The sequence below is a fragment of the Myroides sp. ZB35 genome, assembly GCF_001865835.1.
GTDB lineage: Bacteria > Bacteroidota > Bacteroidia > Flavobacteriales > Flavobacteriaceae > Flavobacterium > Flavobacterium odoratimimum.
On sequence record NZ_CP017769.1, the window covers coordinates 3,934,617 to 3,955,989 of the forward strand.

18 protein-coding genes are annotated in these 21,373 nt (G+C 33.7%); 11 read left to right on the forward strand and 7 right to left on the reverse strand.

All coding sequences use genetic code 11. From position 1 onward, the window contains the following. Positions 1 to 6 precede the first annotated feature (6 nt). Both BK054_RS17475 and BK054_RS17480 read right to left on the reverse strand, forming a co-directional pair. Positions 7 to 699 (reverse strand): SIMPL domain-containing protein, encoded by a 693-nt coding sequence (locus tag BK054_RS17475; RefSeq protein WP_006265775.1) that lies wholly within the window; start codon positions 697 to 699, stop codon positions 7 to 9. 93 nt (positions 700 to 792) lie between these two features. Beyond that, positions 793 to 1,443: a rhomboid family intramembrane serine protease gene (locus BK054_RS17480; RefSeq protein WP_006265776.1), complete on the reverse strand. Its 651-nt coding sequence runs from the start codon at positions 1,441 to 1,443 to the stop codon at positions 793 to 795. Positions 1,444 to 1,543: 100 nt separating this feature from the next. Between BK054_RS17480 and BK054_RS17485 the strand changes: the two genes are divergently transcribed. Together BK054_RS17485 and BK054_RS17490 are read left to right on the forward strand one after the other, a co-directional pair. Further along, positions 1,544 to 2,443: a lysophospholipid acyltransferase family protein gene (locus BK054_RS17485; protein WP_006258455.1), complete on the forward strand. Its 900-nt coding sequence runs from the start codon at positions 1,544 to 1,546 to the stop codon at positions 2,441 to 2,443. 119 nt (positions 2,444 to 2,562) lie between these two features. Then, entirely contained in the window at positions 2,563 to 3,249 is a 687-nt protein-coding gene (locus tag BK054_RS17490) for a TIGR02117 family protein (protein WP_006264168.1), read from the forward strand. A 183-nt stretch (positions 3,250 to 3,432) separates the two neighbouring features. Here BK054_RS17490 and glmM read toward each other — a convergent pair whose 3' ends face one another. Further along, positions 3,433 to 4,821, reverse strand: coding sequence for a phosphoglucosamine mutase (glmM, locus tag BK054_RS17495; protein ID WP_006258457.1), 1,389 nt, complete (start codon positions 4,819 to 4,821; stop codon positions 3,433 to 3,435). A gap of 98 nt (positions 4,822 to 4,919) precedes the next feature. On the opposite strand from glmM, the gene BK054_RS17500 reads away from it, so the two are divergent. From BK054_RS17500 to nhaC, 8 genes are all read left to right on the forward strand, one after another. Next, entirely contained in the window at positions 4,920 to 5,519 is a 600-nt protein-coding gene (locus BK054_RS17500; protein ID WP_006261698.1) for an ACP phosphodiesterase, read from the forward strand. A gap of 88 nt (positions 5,520 to 5,607) precedes the next feature. Continuing rightward, complete coding sequence (locus BK054_RS17505; RefSeq protein ID WP_006265777.1) at positions 5,608 to 7,422, forward strand: chloride channel protein; 1,815 nt, start codon at positions 5,608 to 5,610, stop codon at positions 7,420 to 7,422. A gap of 478 nt (positions 7,423 to 7,900) precedes the next feature. Then, entirely contained in the window at positions 7,901 to 8,728 is an 828-nt protein-coding gene (locus tag BK054_RS17510; protein WP_006258460.1) for a serine O-acetyltransferase, read from the forward strand. A 24-nt stretch (positions 8,729 to 8,752) separates the two neighbouring features. Next, positions 8,753 to 9,688: a cysteine synthase A gene (cysK, locus tag BK054_RS17515; protein WP_006258461.1), complete on the forward strand. Its 936-nt coding sequence runs from the start codon at positions 8,753 to 8,755 to the stop codon at positions 9,686 to 9,688. A gap of 176 nt (positions 9,689 to 9,864) precedes the next feature. Beyond that, complete coding sequence (locus BK054_RS17520) at positions 9,865 to 10,686, forward strand: 5'-nucleotidase, lipoprotein e(P4) family (RefSeq protein ID WP_006265778.1); 822 nt, start codon at positions 9,865 to 9,867, stop codon at positions 10,684 to 10,686. Positions 10,687 to 10,713: 27 nt separating this feature from the next. Continuing rightward, on the forward strand, positions 10,714 to 11,496 hold the full coding sequence (locus BK054_RS17525; RefSeq protein WP_016361636.1) for a hypothetical protein: 783 nt from the start codon (positions 10,714 to 10,716) through the stop codon (positions 11,494 to 11,496). 120 nt (positions 11,497 to 11,616) lie between these two features. After that, positions 11,617 to 12,060: a hypothetical protein gene (locus tag BK054_RS17530; protein WP_006258464.1), complete on the forward strand. Its 444-nt coding sequence runs from the start codon at positions 11,617 to 11,619 to the stop codon at positions 12,058 to 12,060. A gap of 178 nt (positions 12,061 to 12,238) precedes the next feature. Beyond that, the gene (nhaC, locus tag BK054_RS17535; protein ID WP_006261702.1) at positions 12,239 to 13,738 is read left to right on the forward strand and encodes a Na+/H+ antiporter NhaC; all 1,500 of its coding nucleotides are present in this window, start codon (positions 12,239 to 12,241) and stop codon (positions 13,736 to 13,738) included. 115 nt (positions 13,739 to 13,853) lie between these two features. Here the strand turns inward: nhaC and guaB are convergent, their stop codons facing one another. From guaB to BK054_RS17555, 4 genes are all read right to left on the reverse strand, one after another. Beyond that, positions 13,854 to 15,326, reverse strand: a complete 1,473-nt coding sequence (gene guaB, locus BK054_RS17540; RefSeq protein WP_006258466.1) for an IMP dehydrogenase — start codon at positions 15,324 to 15,326, stop codon at positions 13,854 to 13,856. Positions 15,327 to 15,382: 56 nt separating this feature from the next. Beyond that, positions 15,383 to 16,249, reverse strand: a complete 867-nt coding sequence (locus BK054_RS17545; RefSeq protein ID WP_036471599.1) for a hydroxymethylglutaryl-CoA lyase — start codon at positions 16,247 to 16,249, stop codon at positions 15,383 to 15,385. Positions 16,250 to 16,421: 172 nt separating this feature from the next. Next, entirely contained in the window at positions 16,422 to 17,048 is a 627-nt protein-coding gene (locus BK054_RS17550; protein WP_006264175.1) for a LysE family translocator, read from the reverse strand. A gap of 8 nt (positions 17,049 to 17,056) precedes the next feature. Next, positions 17,057 to 18,076: a quinone-dependent dihydroorotate dehydrogenase gene (locus BK054_RS17555; RefSeq protein WP_006261705.1), complete on the reverse strand. Its 1,020-nt coding sequence runs from the start codon at positions 18,074 to 18,076 to the stop codon at positions 17,057 to 17,059. Between the two features lie 455 nt (positions 18,077 to 18,531). On the opposite strand from BK054_RS17555, the gene BK054_RS17560 reads away from it, so the two are divergent. Then, a complete protein-coding gene (locus tag BK054_RS17560) occupies positions 18,532 to 21,357 on the forward strand; it encodes an FAD-binding and (Fe-S)-binding domain-containing protein (protein ID WP_006265779.1) in 2,826 nt (941 codons plus the stop codon). Positions 21,358 to 21,373: the final 16 nt, after the last annotated feature.

Sequence of the window (21,373 nt, forward strand, 5' to 3'; positions counted from 1 at the left end):
AACTTACTATTCTAACGTAAAACTAATAGACACATTAGACACTACTTCTAATTCTCCTAAAGCGATAGTTTGTTCTCCGAAGTCTGCTGATGCTTTCATCATTGCCATCGGTCTAACGATAATAGGTGTAGATGCACTACTGTCAGATACTAAAATAGCTTTACCTACTTTTTGCCCTAATGCATTTGCATAATCAGTAGCTTTTTGTTTTGCTTCTTTTACTGCTAGTGTACGAGCTTCTGCTTCATACATTGCTGTCTTAGAAGACTGGAAGTCTACTCCATCGATTCTATTCACTCCAGACTCTGTAAGTCCTACCATTAACTTCTCATACTTAGAGATATCTGTCAATGTAATAGATAAAGTCTGAGATGCTGAGAAGTAATCTTTCTTCTCTTCATAGTCTCTAGATTTATAAAGGCTCACGCGTTCTGTTTGCATGTCTTTATCCTCTATTTTCATCGACTTTATATATTTGATAATAGTTGCGATAGCTTTATCATTTGCTTTTTTAGCATCTGCTGCTAAATCAGCTTTATTCTCTACTCCTACTCTAATGACTACTTTATCTGGTGTAACATTTACCTTCCCTACTCCATTTACTTGAATCTGTGGAACAACTACACCGTTGTTATTTTGAGCTACGATAGCTGTTGTTGTCATTAATAATGACGCGAACATAATTGACATTTTTTTCATTTGTGACTTTCTTTTTGCTTTGTTATATTACAAATGTATCTAAAAAACATACTGTAAATAGTACCAAGGTCATAAATAATTGCCAAAAAAAGTCTATTGAATCCTTTTACTTCTATACATTCCCACTAAAATCAGTACGGGGATTAATAGTATTGCTATTAATTTAAATTCTGTTTGGATCAAGATAGGATATTTTAATACAATCAATATTAAACCTGCTAATGCTCCTCCAATATGTGCTGTATGTCCTATACCATCATTATTCTTCTTCATTCCATAAAGTGAATACAGTAAATACCCTACTGCAAATATATAAGCAGGAATAGGAATCGGTATAAAGAACATATACAGACTCATAGAAGGATTAAGCATAATAGACGCATATAATACTCCCATAATAGCTCCTGATGCCCCTACTGCTCTGTAATGAGGTTGGTTCTTATAAAACTGATAGGTCAATATATTTCCTACCAATAAACTTGCAACATAAACTATCAAGAAGTATAATACTCCTGAAACATGGATAATAATATCTGCAAAAAAATACAGGGTCAACATATTAAATGCGAAGTGCATCCAGTCAACGTGTAAGAAACCTGATGTTATGAAACGATAGCGCTCTCCTCTATTAATTTGATTAATATCAAAGCAATACTTATTAAAAAAGCTAAAATCATTTAGCCCTTTGTAAGTAACAAGTCCATTTAACCCCAAAAGAATTAGGGTAACCGTAGATATATCCATATAAAAATATTTGGTTAAAAATAAAGAATTGTTCGCTACTCGCCTATTAAATTTGTGTTAGATTATGGTATTAAACTATCTTTGCACAAAATCAAACAGAATGAATTTCCTTATATATATAATTGTTTACCCTATAATATGGCTAATCTCTAAGATGCCTTTCCCTATATTTTACTTTATCTCGGATATCTTCTATGTATTGTTATATAAAGTTGTCGGATACAGAAAGAAAACAGTGAGAGAGAATATTAGAATGACTATGCCTCACCTCTCTGAAAAGGAGGTTCAAAAAGTAGAGAAAGAATCCTTTAGACATTTATGTGATATCTTCTTAGAAATGATCAAAACATTTACTATCTCTGAAGAAGAACTTAAAAAGAGATTTACCTTTACGAATTTAGATACTGTCTTAGAAGTAGAGAAACAAGGAAAGAGTGTCATGCTATTCTGTGCACATTATGCTAACTGGGAGTGGATCATCATCTTAGATCGCTTTATTCAATTCCAAGGTTATGCTGTCTATAAGAGAATTGCAAATCCTTACTTCGATAAGTTAATTAAGAAGATTCGTTCTCGCTTTAACACCGTACTTGTCGAAATGAAGGAAACCATCAAGGTAATCAGACAAAATGAAGTGAATAAAAACCATGGTGTCTATGCTTTTATTAGTGATCAATCTCCTATGGTGAGTAAAGCCAATTGTTGGCAAGACTTTATGGGGATAGAAGTTCCCGTATTTACAGGAGGAGAAGCACTGTGTAAGAAATTCGATATGGTACCTATGTATCTTAAAGTAGAATATGTTAAACGCGGGCATTATAAGACAACTTTTGTTCCTTTATTAAAAGAAGGAGAAGCACTAGAGGATGTTCCTAATTATGAATTGACTCATCGATTCTTAGGTGAATTAGAGAAGCAAATTATAGAAGCGCCTTCATACTACTTCTGGACACATAAGCGATGGAAACACCAAGGCAAAAAACCTGCTAATATCAAATAGTAATATCATTAAATCCTTTCTAATCAGAAAGGATTTTTTATTTACAATAAAAGTAAGTCCACATCGCTAATATCATTGTAAATTATTACATTAGCACATTATAAGTATTCTAATTTTTTATGAAATACATCAAATTATTAATTAAGATAATCTTAATTTCAATCTCTACTTTAGGGATATGTGTTATTATTTACTTTTTAGCGGCAAGAGGGCTTTCTAATATTACTGTAAATGAAGTACAAGAAGAACCTCAAGAATTCACCATGTACCTTACCACTAATGGTATGCATACAGACTTCGTGTTTCCTGTTAAATCAGATTTAATTGATTGGAGTAAAGAGCTAAAATTCGAACATACAAAAGGACAACGTAGAAACTTCGCTTATATCGCATTAGGTTGGGGAGATAAAGGATTCTTTTTAGACGTAGAGGATTGGGATAGTGTAAAACCTGGTATAGCTCTAAATGCTGCCTTTGGATTAGGAACTACTGCTATACACTCAACTTACTTATCTAATATACAAATAGACGAAAACACAAGAGAAGTAAAATTATCCAAACAACAGTACCAGATACTCATCGATTACATCTTATCTTCATTTAAACGAGATACAGATAACAATATAATTAATATCAAAACTGATAAAGCATACGGATTAAACGATTCTTTTTATGAAGGAGAAGGAAAGTATAGCTTCTTATATACATGCAATACTTGGGCTAATTCTGGTCTAAAAAAAGCTAAGATGAAAGCTTGCTTATGGACTCCCTTCCAAGAAGGTATCTTTAGAAAATATAATTTGTAAACATCTTTTATATCGGAATGAGGATTTCCGTATAGTTTTATTATAAAGGTGTAGTACCTTTGTTCATGCGCTAGGTAAGTGATTCTGTACTAAGTATACTACTATACAGAATTCAATAAATACTTATTATACAAATAAAGGGAACCGATTTGGTTCCCTTTGTTATTTGCTATAATTCTATAGTTATATTCCAGCAATCACTTTTAACTCGTCTATCATACGCAAAGCTAAACTGTCTGCATCTTCTTGTGTTCCTGCTTCCGTATATATACGAATAATAGGCTCTGTATTAGACTTTCTTAGATGTACCCATGACGAAGGGAAGTCTATCTTCACACCATCAACTGTAGATACTTCTTGATTTTTATAATTTTCAGCGATCTGTTCTAAGATCATATCTACATTTAACTTAGGCGTAAGTTCTATCTTATTCTTACTCATATAATACTGAGGATAAGAAGCTCTTAACTCTGCCACAGTCATATCTAAGTTAGACAAATGTGTTAAGAATAAAGCTACACCTACGATAGAATCACGTCCATAATGTGTCTCTGGATAAATGATACCTCCATTACCTTCTCCTCCGATTATTGCATTAGTAGCCTTCATCATTTCTACTACATTTACTTCTCCTACAGCTGATGCATTATAAGTACCTCCATGTTTCTGAGTAATATCTCTTAACGCACGTGATGATGATAAGTTAGACACTGTATTACCAGGTGTTTTACTTAATACATAATCTGCTACTGCTACTAAAGTGTACTCTTCTCCAAACATTTCGCCATCATTAGAAATAAAAGCTAAACGATCAACATCTGGATCAACTACTACACCGAAGTCTGCATTCTCTTTTTTCACTAAGGCACAGATATCACCTAAGTGCTCTTTTAGAGGTTCTGGATTATGAGGGAAGTGTCCTGTTGGATCACAATAAAGCTCTACTACCTCTACCCCTAACTTTCTCAATAAAGCAGGAATAATAATTCCTCCAGATGAGTTAACAGCATCTACTACTACCTTAAACTTACGTTTCTTAATAGCTTCAACATCTACTAACTTTAGTTTTAATATCTCCTCTATATGGATGTCCATATAGTTATCTTTATGTTCTATAGTCCCTAAACTATCTACATCTGCAAAATCAAATGCATCTTTCTCAGCAATTTCTAAAATGATTTGCCCTTCAGCACCACTTAGAAACTCTCCTTTACTGTTCAATAATTTTAGAGCATTCCATTGTTTTGGGTTATGAGAAGCAGTTAAGATAATACCTCCATCTGCTTGCTCTAATGGAACAGCTATCTCTACAGTAGGCGTAGTAGATAAACCTAAGTCTATTACATGAATACCTAACCCAACTAAAGTATTTACTACCAAATTATGAATCATAGGTCCTGAGATACGAGCATCTCTACCAATCACTACTTTTAAGCTTTCTTTATTTGAGTTGTTTTTAAGGAATGTTCCATAAGCTGATGCAAATTTCACTGCATCAATTGGAGTAAGATTATCCCCTACTTTTCCTCCTATAGTACCACGTATACCAGATATAGATTTAATCAATGTCATAATTACATATTTTTTATTAACACAAAGATATAGAATTATAGGTGGGACAGCCTGAACAATTTTGTAAAATACCGTATTTTTATAGTCAAAATGAGATTATGAACTTCTTAGCCCATATATACCTCTCTGGGGATGACACTTTACTTAAAATAGGAAACTTTGTAGCGGATAGTATTCGAGGAAAAGACTACATCAATTATCCTACTAAAATTCAACAAGGTGTAATCTTACATCGAGAAATAGATACTTATACAGATACTCATGAAATATGGAGAAAAAGTAAAAAGCTTATTGTACCTCAATACAACCATTACGCAGCAGTATTAATAGATATGTATTATGATCACTTTCTAGCGAAAAATTGGAATCAATACAGTTCTATCCCATTAGAAGAATATGCTCAACGTTTCTATACCGAATTACAAGAGAACTTTACTGCCCTACCTATTAAGGTTCAAAACTTCTTACATATTATGCTTGAAGAAAATTGGCTTGTAAAATATCGTTCTATAGAAGGGTTAAGATATATACTGACACAAATGGATCGTAGAACGAAAGGAGTCTCTAAGATGTCTTTTGCTACAACAGAACTAGTAGAACATTATGATACATTCGAAGAGCACTTCTCTGCCTTTTTTAAACAATTACAAGAACATTTAATTGATTTTAGAAAAACAGAGCGTTACTTATTAAAATAATATCTTATCTTATAACTTTCTATTATTACGAATAACAAAACTAGATAATTATTACCAAAAGGGTTTTCTTTTACATTATTTTTGCAATATGAAAATTATAAATCCAAAGAAAATAAAATACTACGCTGGTCAAGTGTTTAAGTATGCTGAAGGAATACTATTCTTCCTGAAGTCTATCTTAAGCAATAGGCAATTTTTATATTTCTCTTGTGTCTTAGTAGGGGCATCGTCTGCTATCGCTGTTACAGTTTTGAAGTACTTTGCTCACAATGTATTTAAACTTGCTACCTATATAGACAACATCTCTCATCTGCCTTATATGAACAGTATTCTACCTATTATAGGTATTTTACTTACCGTATTCGTTGTTAGAAAATTTCTAAATGGATCTATTGAGAAAGGTACATATCAGATCATGATTGCTGTTGCTAAGAAGTCTGGTATTATGCCACGTAAGCAGATGTACTCACAGATTATCACAAGTTCTTTGACTGTAGGTATGGGAGGTTCGTTAGGTCTTGAATCTCCAATTGCTATTACAGGGGCTGCTTTTGGTTCTAATTATGCTCAGAACTATAAGCTTAATTACAAAGATCGAATACTATTATTAGGTTGTGGTGTAGCTGCTGGAGTATCAGCTGCTTTTAATGCGCCGATAGCTGGTGTTCTTTTTGCTATAGAAATTATCTTAGTTGATGTTTCTGTATCTGCTTTTATACCTATTATGATTTCTGCTGCTACAGGTACTATTGTAACGAATTTAATTATCAAAGAAGACATTTTACTTTCTTTTAAAAATCAGTTGGTATTTGATGCAGGTAACACAGCTTACTATATTTTACTAGGTATTTTATCTGGTTTCTTTTGTGTATATCATGCTAGAATGTTCCGAAAGACAGAACACTATATATCAAGTATGAAGTTTGGTGCTTATAAGAAAGCATTAATAGGGGCTTCTATGTTAGCAGTCTTAATTTTTCTCTTTCCTACACTTTTTGGTGAGGGATATGAAAGCATTAAAATACTAACTAGTGATGCGCCTCAGTCTATTCTAAATAATACTTTGTTAGCTGATTTTTCTAATAAACAATGGGTATTATTACTCTTTGTTGGAGGGGCAGCATTAGTAAAAACTTATGCTGTAGGATTAACAATGGGAAGTGGAGGAAATGGAGGTAACTTCGCTCCTTCTCTATTCGTAGGTTCTTATCTTGGTTTTACTCTAGCTAAACTATTACAGTTATTAGGTATAAAGGAGATTCCTGTTCAAAACTTCACGGTAGTAGGAATGGCAGCTGTAATCAGTGGATTGTTTCATGCTCCTCTGACAGGTATTTTCTTAATTGCAGAAATAACAGGAGGATATGGATTAATGGTTCCTCTATTAATCGTATCATCTATTAGCTTTGCAATCTCTAAGCACATGGAAAAATACTCTATGGATATTAAATCTATAGCTACAACGGGGATGGTCTTCACTTCTGATAAAGATTCTAATATATTATCAACTATAATAGCAAGTGATTATATTAAAAATGATATTAAGACTTTAACACCACAACACACTACCGCAGCTGTTGTAGATATTTTTGCAAATACTAAACAGACCTTTATTCCTATACTAGATAGTGAACAAAAAATCATTGGTATCGTTAACCTTGATAGTGTAAGACCTATTATATTCAGTGAGTTTCAAACCAAATTCACACCTATTAAAGACCTAATAGAAACACCTATAATTGTATCTAAAAACGATTCTTCTAAAATCATTATGCAGACTTTAGAAACTAACAACTTAGAATTTGTACTAGTACAAGAAAACAAAAAATATATAGGATATCTAATTAAAGCAGAATTACTTAAAGCATATCGTATCAACCTAAAGTCACTGTTATTAGAATAAAAAAGGGTTCCTTATTGAAGGAACCCTTTTTATTTTAAGTATGTATTTTTTTTTGTTTCACAAATTTTGAAATAGAACAACAAAACAACAAAACCAAATCCCTTTTTAAGTAGCCAGCTCAAAAGAAATTAAAATAAAAAATCTATTTCAGAAACAAAACACATAACTGATTGAATTACTTCGCCTTTGTAATTCTCTAACAAAGATAAAATAATATTGTATAGTAAAAAGAGAGATCCTTTGTTTTTAACAACTATTATCCCAAATAGATACTTTGCCACTATCCGTCTTCTAAATAAGCCGTTTTAAATACATTTCATAAATAAAATGAAAGTTTTGTTAAACACTCTTCAACCTTCGTTGTACAATTCTTACATTTACATAATAATGTATTTATTATCAAATATTACTATAGTTATGTATATTAAAAGGTATTTCCTTTATTGTATACATACTTTAATTCAAATTACGTTTATTCATGCAAAATGATTTCGTTAGAGAGATACTGACACAAAATGAAAGTTCACAATCATTCTTAGACAAACAAAGAATTGAAAAATTCACTGATACGTTATTTCATTTTCTATTTCAATTAGAAGATAAAAAATACTTATCAGAAGAAGCTATCAATATCCGTTTATCTACACTAAAGTTAGAGTTACTTTCTATTGTATTTAAAATTAATAATGATGTAGATAAGTCTCAAAAAATAGCTAATGACTTTTTCGAAGCTTTACCACATATTTTCTTTACACTTAAAACAGATGCGCAAGCTATTTTAGAAAATGACCCTGCAGCTACTTGTTTACAAGAAGTATACATAGCTTACCCAGGATTTTATGCGATTGCTATTTATCGTTTTGCACATCAACTACACACACAGAAAGTAGTGCTATTACCAAGAATATGGACAGAACATGCACATAGTAAGACAGGTATTGATATTCATCCTGCTGCTATCATTGGATCTCATTTCTGCATAGACCATGGAACGGGTATCGTGATAGGAGAAACTTGTGTTATTGGTCAAAACGTAAAAATATATCAAGGTGTTACTTTAGGAGCTATTTCTGTATCTAAGGACAAAGCAAATACAAGAAGACACCCATATATTGAAGATAATGTTATTATTTATTCTGGTGCAACTATATTAGGAGGTGATACTATTATAGGTCATGATACTGTAATAGGTGGTAATGTATGGTTAACCAAAAGTGTAAAGCCTAACTCTATAATGTATAGTAAAAGTAAAAGCTATTCTAAAGATCAAGAAAATTATCCTGAACCAATTAATTTCATAATTTAATTAATCAAAAAAAATCTAAGAATCATGAAAATAAATAGTGTACTTGAGGCAATAGGAAATACCCCTCATATTAAAATAAACAAGTTATTTCCAAATGATATTAATGTTTGGATTAAACTAGAGAAACAAAATCCAGGAGGAAGTTTAAAAGACCGTATTGCCTTAGCTATGATTGAAGATGCTGAAGCAAAAGGGTTAATCAATAAAGACACTACTATTATAGAGCCTACTTCAGGAAACACTGGAGTTGGTCTAGCTATGACATGTGCTGTTAAAGGTTATAAATTAATCCTAGTAATGCCTGAGTCAATGAGTATCGAACGCAGAAAGCTTATGGCTGCTTATGGAGCTAAATTTGTCCTAACGCCAAAAGAATTAGGAACATCTGGTTCTGTATCTAAAGCAACTGAACTAGCAGAAGAAATGGAGAACGCATGGGTACCTCAACAGTTTAACAACTTAGCAAACCCAGAAGTACACCGTAAAACAACTGCTCTAGAAATCATCAATGACTTCCCTGAAGGTATTGACTATCTAATCACTGGAGTAGGAACAGGTGGACACATCACTGGAGTAGCAGAAGAGTTAAAAAAAGTTTTTCCTAAATTAAAAGTGTTTGCTGTAGAACCTGAAAACTCTCCTGTCTTAAGTGGAGGAAAACCAGGTCCACACCCATTACAAGGTATTGGTGCAGGATTTATACCTAAAGTAGTGAATACAGATATCTTTGATGGTATTATCACTATAGGTAAAGAAGAAGCGTATGCTTATACTAATAAAATTGCTAGTCAAGAAGGTATTTTGGCTGGTATTTCTACAGGTACATCTTTAGCTGCTATTGCTAAAAAATTACCAGAAATAGAAAAAGGAGCTACTATTTTAACCTTCAACTATGATACAGGAGAAAGATATTGGTCTGTTTCTGAATTATTTGATGAAAAAGCAGCAGAAATAAAGTAATTATTATTCATACGATCTATATCAAGGGAGTTTAATCATAAACTCCCTTTTTGTTTTTCGTTTCTGTTTATTTAACAATTTTTAAAGAAGGCTAACTAAGCTGTATTCCTCTAACTGTAGCTCTCTTCCAGATTATTATTGTATTTTTGTGCTTGTAACAGAAAATAATAAAACACATGCTTAAAAGATCTTTTCTAATAGCAGCTTTAGCTTTTACAGCTTTAACTGCATGTAAGTCAGTACCACAAGGAACAACTACAACATCAGAAAACGCCTTAAACAACATTGAAGTAAATGGAAAGTTATACTCAGCTGTATTTCAACAAAATGCTGCTGAATATCAAGCATTAGCTGCTCAGGCTTTCAATATTGCTACATTGCAACTAGATCGCATTCTTACAGAACAACACAATAAGCCTCTTGCTATTGTTACTGACATCGACGAAACTTTCTTAGACAACTCTCCTTATGCTGTACAAATGGCTAGAGAAGGTAAATCTTATGACCAAGCAACTTGGACAGAATGGACTTCTAAAGGAGAAGCTCTTCCTCTATTAGGAAGTTTAGAGTTCTTTAACTATGCTAAGTCTAAAGGTGTAGAAGTATTCTATATCACAAATAGAAACCAGAATGACAAACCTGGTACTATGAAAAACTTAGTAAAGTATAACTATCCTTATGCAGATGATACACACGTTATCGTTAGAACTGCTGAGTCTAGTAAAGAGGCAAGACGCCAAAAATTAAGCGAAACTCACGAAATCGTAATGCTTTTAGGAGATAACTTATCTGACTTCTCTACGCTTTGGGATAAAAAGACTCAAGAAGAGAGAATAGAGAATGTAAGAAACAATAGAGAACAGTTTGGTAAGAAATTTATTGTTTTACCTAATACAGGTTATGGAGATTGGGAAGCGGCATTATTCCAATACAGAAAAGACCTTTCTAAAGAGGACAAAGATAAAATCTACGACAAAAGCGTAAAAGGTTTTAAATAATAACAAAAAACTAACAACTTAATATCAATGAAAAAATTAATGGCTTTAGTACTTTTCGTAAGTGCTACTCTATCTTTCACAGCATGTTCTAACGATGACAATGCTCCTATTAGATCTGAGATAAATGCTGAAGGAACATGGTATGCAGATAAATTATCTTATACTTATGGGACAACAGAAATGACTCATAACTATACTGAAATGCCTGGTGAAAATGCCGTATATCAAACAGATAAACTAGTCATTATTAATAATAAAGTTACACTTACAGAATATTTTAAAAATGTTTCTGAACCTGTAGTTACAACAGGTACGGTTAAAAACAATATAATTACTTTTGATAAAGAAGGATATGCTCCTCGTCAAATCAATGGTATTGTTAATGGGCAATTATCACTTACCTATAATTACACAATGAGAGGTGCAACATTACCTGTAACTGTTACTTATGGTAATTCTAACCCTACTCAATACATTGGTACTTGGATTTCTCACGAATTGTCTTATACTTATGGAACAACAGAAATGATTCATAACTATACCGATATGCCTGGTGATAATGCAGTAAATCAACCTGATAATTTAGTATTAACAGAAAATACTGCTGTTCTTACTGAATACTTCAAAAACAAAAAAGAACCTGTTATTACTAAAGGAACAATTAAAGGTAATATCATTACTTTCGAAAAAGAGAATTATACTCCACGTAAGATTAATGGTATTGTTAAAGGTCAATTATCTCTTACTTATGACTATACAATGAGAGGTTCAACATTACCTGTAACTGTCACTTACACTTCAAATAAATAAACTAATATTAGTTAATACACTAAGCCTCATAATTAATTTTATGGGGCTTTATATTTTATTACAACATTCAATTCATTTTTTTTATATATTTCCACACAAATAACAAACCATCATAAACTAATGAAAAAACTATTATCTATCAGTTGTTTCCTTTTAACTACAATTCTATTCACTAGCTGTAGTAATGACAGTGGAATCACAGTAAAAACTTATTTTGGAAAATGGGAATCTAACACTATCAGATTAAAAGATGGTAGTACAGTTAAATACACTGAAATCGGTACATTTAATAAAAATGAAGAACTAGAGGTTTTCACAGATCAACTTGAATCAGTCAAATTAGTTCAATATTATAGTAATGAAATAAAACCTAAAGTTAAGTTAGGTAACGTTTCTGATGATTTTATTGTTTTTGAAAGTGTTAATGACAAAAGACAAATTGTCAAAGTAGAACAAAACGAGCTCTCTTTAGTAACTAGGGTAAGTATAAATGGTCAATTAGAACTTGTTCAAATAAATTATACAAAAATAGGTCCTCCAAGAGATGAAGAACCTATAAAATAAAATTATCAGCCTATAAGACAAAGCCTCATAATTAATTTTATGAGGCTTTTTTATTACAACATATTCATTATAAACACTTCTCACACAAAAGCCGTACTTTAAAGGATTAGCAATAAAACGGCAATATGTAGTTTTATTCTAAATAATATTGTACAGATATTAAATTCTATTGATTTTTATGTATCTTCAAGCTCTTTACAAACAACATAAAACAATCATGAATATTGAAACTAAAGTCAAATCCAAAAAAATAACCTTATTACAATCTCTAATCCCTATGATAGTCCTTATTGCACTATTAGGTACTAATGTATTCGTTTATGGTAGTGCAGCCTTAGCTGGCTCTAACCAATTCGTTCTATTAATAGGTGGGCTTATCGCAATCGGAATAGGTCTATACAATAAAGTCGATTACGAAGATATTATTAAAAAAATCACTAAGAACGTTAGAGAGACCACTAGAGCTATCTATATACTGTTATTAGTAGGAGCCTTATCAGGAACCTGGTTATTGAGTGGTATTATTCCGACAATGATTTACTATGGTTTACAGATTTTAGAACCTCATATATTCTTACCTGCGACAGTAATTATCTGTTCCATTATTGCCCTAGCGACAGGTAGTTCTTGGACCACATCTGCTACAGTAGGTATTGCTCTAGTAGGTATAGGTAATGCGATGGGTATTGATCTAGCGCTTATTGGAGGTGCTGTAATATCAGGAGCATACTTTGGAGATAAGTTATCTCCACTATCAGACACTACTAATCTAGCCTCTGCTATGGCTGGTACAGATTTGTTTACTCATATAAGATATATGATGTTCACTACTATCCCTACCTATGTACTAACCTTAATCATATTTATCATAATCAGTTTTAATCTTGATGTACCTGAGACCATAGATATGTCCGCTTCATTACAGGCAATTGACCAGACATTCAATATTACACCTTGGTTATTCTTAGTTCCTGTCATCGTAATTGGAGCAATATTAAAAAAGATGAAACCAATACTTGCTTTACTTTTAGGAACCTTATTAGGAGCTGTATTCGCTCTATTTTTTCAGCCAGATATAGTAGCCTTTGTAGGAGAAGGAACTTCATTGACACCAGTTACAGCCTATAAAGGAATTATGAATGCCATCACTACAGATATTGCTATTCTATCTCCTATGGAAAGTTTAAATAGCTTATTCGAAGCAGGAGGAATGAAAAGCATGCTAAACACAGTATGGTTAATTATCTGTGCAATGTTCTTCGGTGGAGCAATGGAAGCTATTGGAGCTTTAAAGAAAATAACACAAACCCTATTGAGCATAGCAAAGTCAGTTTTTGGATTATTCGCAAGCACAATGGCAAGTTGCGTTGTTGTAAACTTAACTGCTTCTGAACAATATTTATCATTAGTAATACCTGGTAAAATGTTTTCTAAAGCCTATAAGGATAAAGGACTTGCGCCTGAGAACTTAAGTAGAACACTAGAAGATTCAGGGACTGTGACATCAGTACTAATTCCTTGGAATACTTGTGGGGCTTATCACTCAGGAGTACTAGGAATTGATACAATGACATATGCTCCTTACGCATTCTTTAATATTATTTCACCATTTGTATCTCTTACTTATGTTGTATTAAATATTAAAATAAGACGTTTAGTAGATACTATAAAAGCATAATTACTCACTTATCTTATAAAAAATAATAGGGCTATTTCGTACGAAATAGCCCTATTATTTTAATTATATCTCTAAGGTTGTTGCGAATTTGTAATCCGTAACATACCATCTAACACTATCTAGAATAGTTAGGTGCAGATTTAGTAATCGTAATATTGTGAGGGTGACTCTCTCCAATACCAGAAGCAGTTAACTGAACAAATCTAGCCACTTCTTGTAATGTAGGAATATCTTTAGCACCACAGTATCCCATACCTGCTCTAAGACCTCCTATGAACTGTAACATACTCTCGCTAAGTTCTCCTTTATAAGGTACTCTACCTTCGATTCCTTCTGGTACCAATTTTTTTACATCATCTTCTACATCTTGGAAGTAACGATCTTTAGAACCTTGCTTCATAGCTGCTACAGATCCCATTCCGCGGTAAGCTTTGAACTTTCTTCCTTCGAAGATAATAGTTTCACCTGGAGATTCCTTAGTTCCTGCTAGCATTGATCCTAGCATTACACAGTCTGCTCCTGCTCCTAACGCTTTAGGGATATCTCCTGTATAACGAAGACCTCCATCACCGATCACTGGTACACCTGTTCCTTTTAGAGCAGCTGCTACTTCCATGATAGCTGAGAACTGTGGGAACCCAACCCCTGCTACTACACGTGTAGTACAGATAGATCCAGGTCCGATACCTACTTTAACAGCGTCAGCACCATTCTCTACTAAGAATAAAGCAGCCTCTGGAGTAGCGATATTACCTACTACTACATCGATTTCAGGGAAAGCAGTTTTTACCGCTTTTAATACCCCTACCACTCCTTGAGAGTGACCATGTGCAGTATCTATAATTAATGCATCTACACCAGCTTGTACTAATAATTTAGCTCTATCTACAGCATCAGCAGTTACTCCTAAAGCAGCTGCAACACGTAGTCTACCGAACTTGTCCTTATTAGCATTTGGTTTTAAAGTAAGTTTAGTGATATCTCTAAAAGTGATTAATCCTACTAATTTATTATCAGCATTAACTACTGGTAATTTTTCGATTTTTTTCTCTTGAAGAATTTCTTCTGCTTGATCTAAAGTAGTACCCTCAGCAGCAGTTACTAGATTATCTTTAGTCATTACCTCTGTGATAGCACGATCGTTTTGTTTTTCGAAGCGCATATCTCTATTCGTAATGATTCCTTTAAGAAGCCCATTGTCATCAACAATTGGAATACCTCCGATTCCGAATTCAGCCATTGCCTTTTTCGCATCACCTACAGTAGCTGTAAGAGGAAGAGTTACTGGGTCTATAATCATACCTGACTCAGCTCTTTTTACCTTTCTTACTTCTTTTGCTTGCTCTTCAGCAGTCATGTTCTTGTGAATCACTCCGATTCCCCCCTCACGAGCCATAGCAATAGCCATTTCACTTTCCGTTACAGTATCCATCGCAGCAGATACTACAGGAACGTTCAAAGTAATGTTTCTAGAAAATTTTGATTTTAAACTAACTTCTCTTGGAAGTATTTCTGAATAGTTTGGAACTAGTAATACATCATCGTAAGTAAGTCCTTGACCGATGATTTTAGTTGTGTGTGCTTTCATGTGCAATGTCGTTGAATTGCACGCAAATTTACTATTTTTCTATGTAATAAAAAACTTTAATGGTAAAAATTAAATATTTTTAAAGCTTCATTATATGAGCTTTCAAATGACATAGCACTCAAGTTCGTATCTACCTTATTTGCTGTAAAGTAGCTCAACATCTTCTCTGTTGGCATATTTCCAGTCAAATCATCTTTTGCCATTGGACATCCCCCATAACCTTTTATTGCACCATCATAACGTAGACATCCAGCCTTATAGGCCGCATCAATCTTCTCAAACCAACTATCAGGAGTAGTGTGTAGATGTGCTCCAAACTCAATATTAGGATAAGCTGGAATCAAATTGCTAAATAAATAATCTATCACTTCTGGTGTAGAACTTCCTACCGTATCCGATAATGAAAGAATCTTCACTCCCATCTTTGACAGCTTTTCAGTCCAATCCCCTACGATATCTACATCCCACGGATCTCCATAAGGATTACCGAAACCCATTGATAGATAAGCCACAACCTCTTTATCGGCCTTAGTCGCGATATTCAATATCTCATCTAAGGTAACAATAGATTCTGCAATAGTCTTATGTGTATTACGCATCTGGAAGTTCTCAGATATAGAAAAAGGGAATCCTAAGTACTGAATTTCTTTATGCTCAGCAGCTTGTTCTGCACCTCTCGTGTTTGCGATAATAGCTAATAACTTGCTCTCTGTCTTACTCAAGTCTAACTGAGCTAACAACTCAGCTGTATCCTGCATCTGAGGAATAGCCTTAGGAGAAACAAAACTACCAAAATCTATGGTATCAAACCCCACTCTTAAAAGAGACTGTATATACTGTACCTTTTTTTCTGTTGGGATAAACATCTTAATGCCTTGCATGGCATCACGAGGACATTCTATAATTTTTACTGCTGGTTTCATATAATCCAAATATAAATGAAAAGCCACAATTTTACAATGTGATTTTCTTTATTTTATTTACTCAACATACTCAAACAACATTCTATTGATTATCTGACACATAGAGTTCCTAAAAATAAAAAAAGGTTCTAAAGATATTATCCTTAGAACCTTTTTTACTATTATTTTCTTCTTAGCTTACTAGTAGAAAAACTGCTAATCCACTAAAAACGATGATTTGAAGCCACTTTAAAAATATATTGACATATTTATTATCTCTCATATAATCTGTCAGCTTAGCTGCTATAGTACAGATGATAAAGAAAATGACTACTGCCTCTGTAATAAACACGGTACCTAGTACAAAAACTTGTTTCTGTACACTCCCTGCACTTTCTGTAATAAACCCTGGGAATAAAGCCAAAAAGAACATCATAACCTTTGGATTTAATACATTCATCAACAATCCTTTTCTGACAAATCCCATAAAAGTCTTATCGTTTTGCCCAGAAGTAGATTCATCAATGATGATTACATTCTCTTCCTGAAATACTTTATAAGACAACCAGAATAGATATAAGGCTCCGAATAACTTAACACCTTTAAACAGTAATTCAGATTGCGTAATTAAAGCGGAGATTCCAAAAGCAAATAATGATAAATGGAATAATAAACCTCCTACCTGTCCTACCACTACCGCATATCCATACTTACGCCCTCTGGTAATGCTTTGCGAAACCACATATAGAATATCTGGCCCCGGAGTAATAATCAATAAAAAACAAGTTATAAAAAAAGTATATAATACTTCTGTTGACATAATTAATTCTAGTATTTAGATAATATGGCCTTATTAATCTTTTTAATCAAGCCTGGTCCTTCATATATAAAGCCAGTATAAAGCTGAATTAAGCTTGCTCCTGCCTCTAGTTTTTCTATCGCATCTTCTGCAGAATGTATACCTCCCACACCGATAATAGGGAATGCTTTATTACTCTTCTCAGATAAGAATCGAATAACCTCTGTACTTCTCTTTGTCAGAGGTTTTCCGCTTAGTCCCCCTGTCTCCTGCTGATGAATAGACTTCAGATTACTGCGATCGATAGTAGTATTCGTAGCGATCACTCCAGCTATCTTTGTTTCTGTAACGATCTCTATAATATCTAATAACTGATCATCTGTTAAATCTGGTGCTATCTTCAGTAAAATAGGTTTAGGAGCCTCTTTCTGATTATTTTTAACTTGTAATCCGTGAAGTAACGCTTTCAGTGGTTCTTTATCCTGTAATGCACGTAAATTAGGTGTATTAGGTGAACTCACATTTACCACGAAATAATCTACATAAGGAAACAACGCTTCAAAACAGATTTCATAATCTTCATTTGCTTGTTCATTAGGAGTCACTTTGTTCTTCCCAATATTCCCTCCTATCAGCGTTCCTTTATTCTTCTTTAGACGCTCAATAGCCTCTTCTATCCCTCCATTGTTAAATCCCATTCTATTGATAAGACCATTGTCTTCTTTTAGACGGAATAATCTCTTTTTAGGATTTCCAGGTTGTCCTTTTGGAGTAAGAGTCCCGATTTCTATAAAACCAAAACCAAAGTTTTCTAATTCTCTGTATAACTTAGCATCCTTATCCAGACCTGCTGCAAGACCTACTGGATTCTTAAACTTTAATCCAAATACTTCTCTCTCTAATCTAGGGTCATTTACTTGACAATTGGCGCGAATAAGTGCGGATACACCAGGAATACTATTCACGAATTTAAGAGCACCGAAGGTAAAATGATGCACTTTCTCTGGGTCAAACCTAAAAAATATAGGCTTAATAATGCTTTTATACATACTAAATGACTTTGTGTTGTTGTGTGTCTAAATTTTGTGCAAAGGTAGTATTTAAACCTTGGATTTCATAGCGGTCTTTTTTTGTTTTTTATGATGGCCTTCCAATAGTTATTTCTAACACTAACCAATTAGGTCAAAACAGTTTACAAAAAAGTCCTTCTAAGTAATCTCTACTAATCTTTCTCTACCAACCAAGCCCTATTTTCCTTGCACTTTCTTGAGGTTTTCTAGGAGATTCCTTGGGGTTTCCTAGCCCAGAAGGCATTTTTCTCGAAGAAAGGTGCAAGAATACCTCAAGAAAACCCCTAGCAATCTCGAAACATTATAATTTAAACATTATTCATCACCATACCTCCAACTACCGCATCTTATTTAAATCCAGTATAAACAAAGCGTTCCACTCTTATCTTTTTTATATGTTTTGTAAATTGTAGCATATTAAAAAAGATAGAAATATGTTACCATTACAATACCAAAAGTTCAAAGAAGAACTAGCTAATCACTTAGATTCTGATAGAATTATCACTAATCCGATTCAACTATTAGCGTATGGTACTGATGCTAGTTTTTATAAATTAGTTCCTAAAATAGTTGTTCAAGTACACAATCACCAAGAAGCTGTAGCTACTCTACAGACTGCTACAAGGCACAATGTAGCGGTGACGTACCGAGCGGCAGGAACAAGTCTATCTGGACAGGCAGTAACAGATTCTGTCTTGATGGTGGCTACTCATCAATGGAAAAAATATAAAATCTTAAACAATGGGCTTCAAGCGAAGTTTCAGCCCGGTATTATTGGAGGAAGAGCTAATATTATCCTGGCTCCTTATGGACGTAAGATTGGTCCAGATCCTGGCTCTATCAATGCCGCAATGATAGGTGGTATCGCCGCTAATAATGCTAGTGGAATGTGCTGTGGTACTTCGCAGAACTCTTATAATACAATTGCAGATATTAAGATTGTTCTTTATGACGGAACCGTATTAGATACAGCAAGCGAAGAAAGCAAAAAAGAATTCGCTGAGAAACACCCTGAAATCATCAAAGAAATAGAGCGTTTAAGGGACGCTATCTACACAGATCGCACGTTATACGACCGAATAGAGCGCAAGTTTAAAATCAAAAATACCACAGGATATAGCCTTAACGCGTTTATAGACTATCACGATCCTTATGAAATCATTAAGCATATTATGATAGGGTCTGAGGGTACATTAGCCTTTATCTCTGATATTACGTATAATACAGTCATTAATTACAAACACAAAGCGTGTACATTAATGATTTTTGAAACGATAGAAAAAGCCTGTCAAGCAGTGCCTTTTTTAAAGAAAAGCCCTGTAGCGGCAGTAGAGTTACTAGATAGAAATAGTATTAAATCTATCGAAGATGAAGCTCTTGCCCCAGAATATTTCAAGACATTACCAGAAACGGCTTGTATCTTACTTGTCGAAGCACAAGCAGAGAATGAAACTGAAATGTCAACTAAACAACAACAAATCAGAGAGGCAATTGCTTCTACTCCTACTTATAAACCTTTTGAGTTTACTTCAGAACCTCAACAATACGCATTCAATTGGAAGGCTAGAAATGGTCTGTTACCTACGACAGGAGCATTGAGAAAGACAGGTACTACTTGTATTATTGAAGATGTTGCCTTTCCTGTAGAGAAATTAGCCGATGCGTGTATTGCCATGAAAGATTTGTTTGCAGAATTACAATACCATGATGCAGTACTATTCGGGCATGCCTTAGAAGGAAACTTACACCTAGTATTCTCACAAGATTTCTCTACTCAAGAAGAAATAGACAGATATGCTCGATTAATGGATGGGTTGGTAGAAATAGTAGTAGATAGATTTGAAGGTTCATTAAAAGCTGAACATGGAACAGGGCGAAATATGGCTCCTTTCGTAGAGAAAGAATGGGGTAAACAAGCTTATGACATTATGCTAAAAGTCAAAGCAATCTTTGACCCACATAACTTAGTGAACCCAGGTGTAATTATCAATGCTAATCCTCATGTTCATTTAGAGAACTTCAAAGCTTCTCCTGCTACTAACGAAATAGTAGATAAATGTATCGAATGCGGATTCTGTGAATCACACTGTGTATCAGAAGGGCTCACACTATCACCAAGACAACGTATCGTGGTAGGTAGAGAAATAGCAAGACTACAAGCTATAGGGAAAGATACAGAAGAGTTAGAGAACTTAGTAAATAGTGCTCATTACTATGCTGATGAAACATGTGCTACAGATGGACTATGTGCCTTAGCATGTCCTGTAAAAATAGATACGGGTAAATACATTAAAGATATTCGTCATAGCGCTATTACGGACAAAGACAGAAAAAATGCTGAGTATTTTGTAGAAAATATGGAACGCGTTACTGCCATGGGGCGTAAGGCATTAAACACCGTTGGGGTATTCCAAAATATCTTAGGGAATAAGATTATGACTAGTGTGTCAAGTGGTATGCGTAAGATGTCTGGTAATAAAATACCACAATGGAATGTAGCCATGCCTAAAGGCAATAAGCATAAAATAACAGAACCTATCGTTAATCCTGGACAAGATAGAAAAGTAGTTTACTTCCCTTCATGCATTAATAGAACAATGGGTAAATCTAATGACTATCCTAAATCTGATATGGATTTAACAGCTAAAACAGTAGAACTACTTAAACGTGCTGGATATACCATTATATACCCAGAAAACGTAAATAATATGTGCTGCGGAATGCCATTTAGCAGTAAAGGAATGAAAGAAGAAGGACATACTAAATCCTCAGAATTAGAACTTGCTTTATTAAAAGCTACTGAGGATGGTAGATACCCTGTATTATTTGACATGAGTCCTTGTTTTTATACCTTCTATGATGCTCATAAAGATGGTAAACTAAAAATGCACGATCCTATCGAATTTATGTTGGATTATGTGATGCCTATATTACCTGTTAAGAGTCCAAGAAAAGAGATCAGTGTATTCCCTGTATGCTCTGTTAAGAAAGTAGGATTAGAAGGCAAGTTACTTGAATTGACTAAGCTGTGTGCTGAGAAAGTAAACTATATTGATAGTAACTGTTGTGGCTTTGCAGGAGATAGAGGGTTTACGTTCCCTGAATTAAATAAACATGGTAATAGACACTTAAAAGAACAAATACCTACTGATGCGAAGGATGCATTCTCTACCAGTCGTACGTGTGAAATAGGGCTAACAGAATATGGAGGTGTAAACTTTAAGTCTATCTTCTACTTGATAGATGAAGTAACTAAATAGAACCTACTTATTAAAA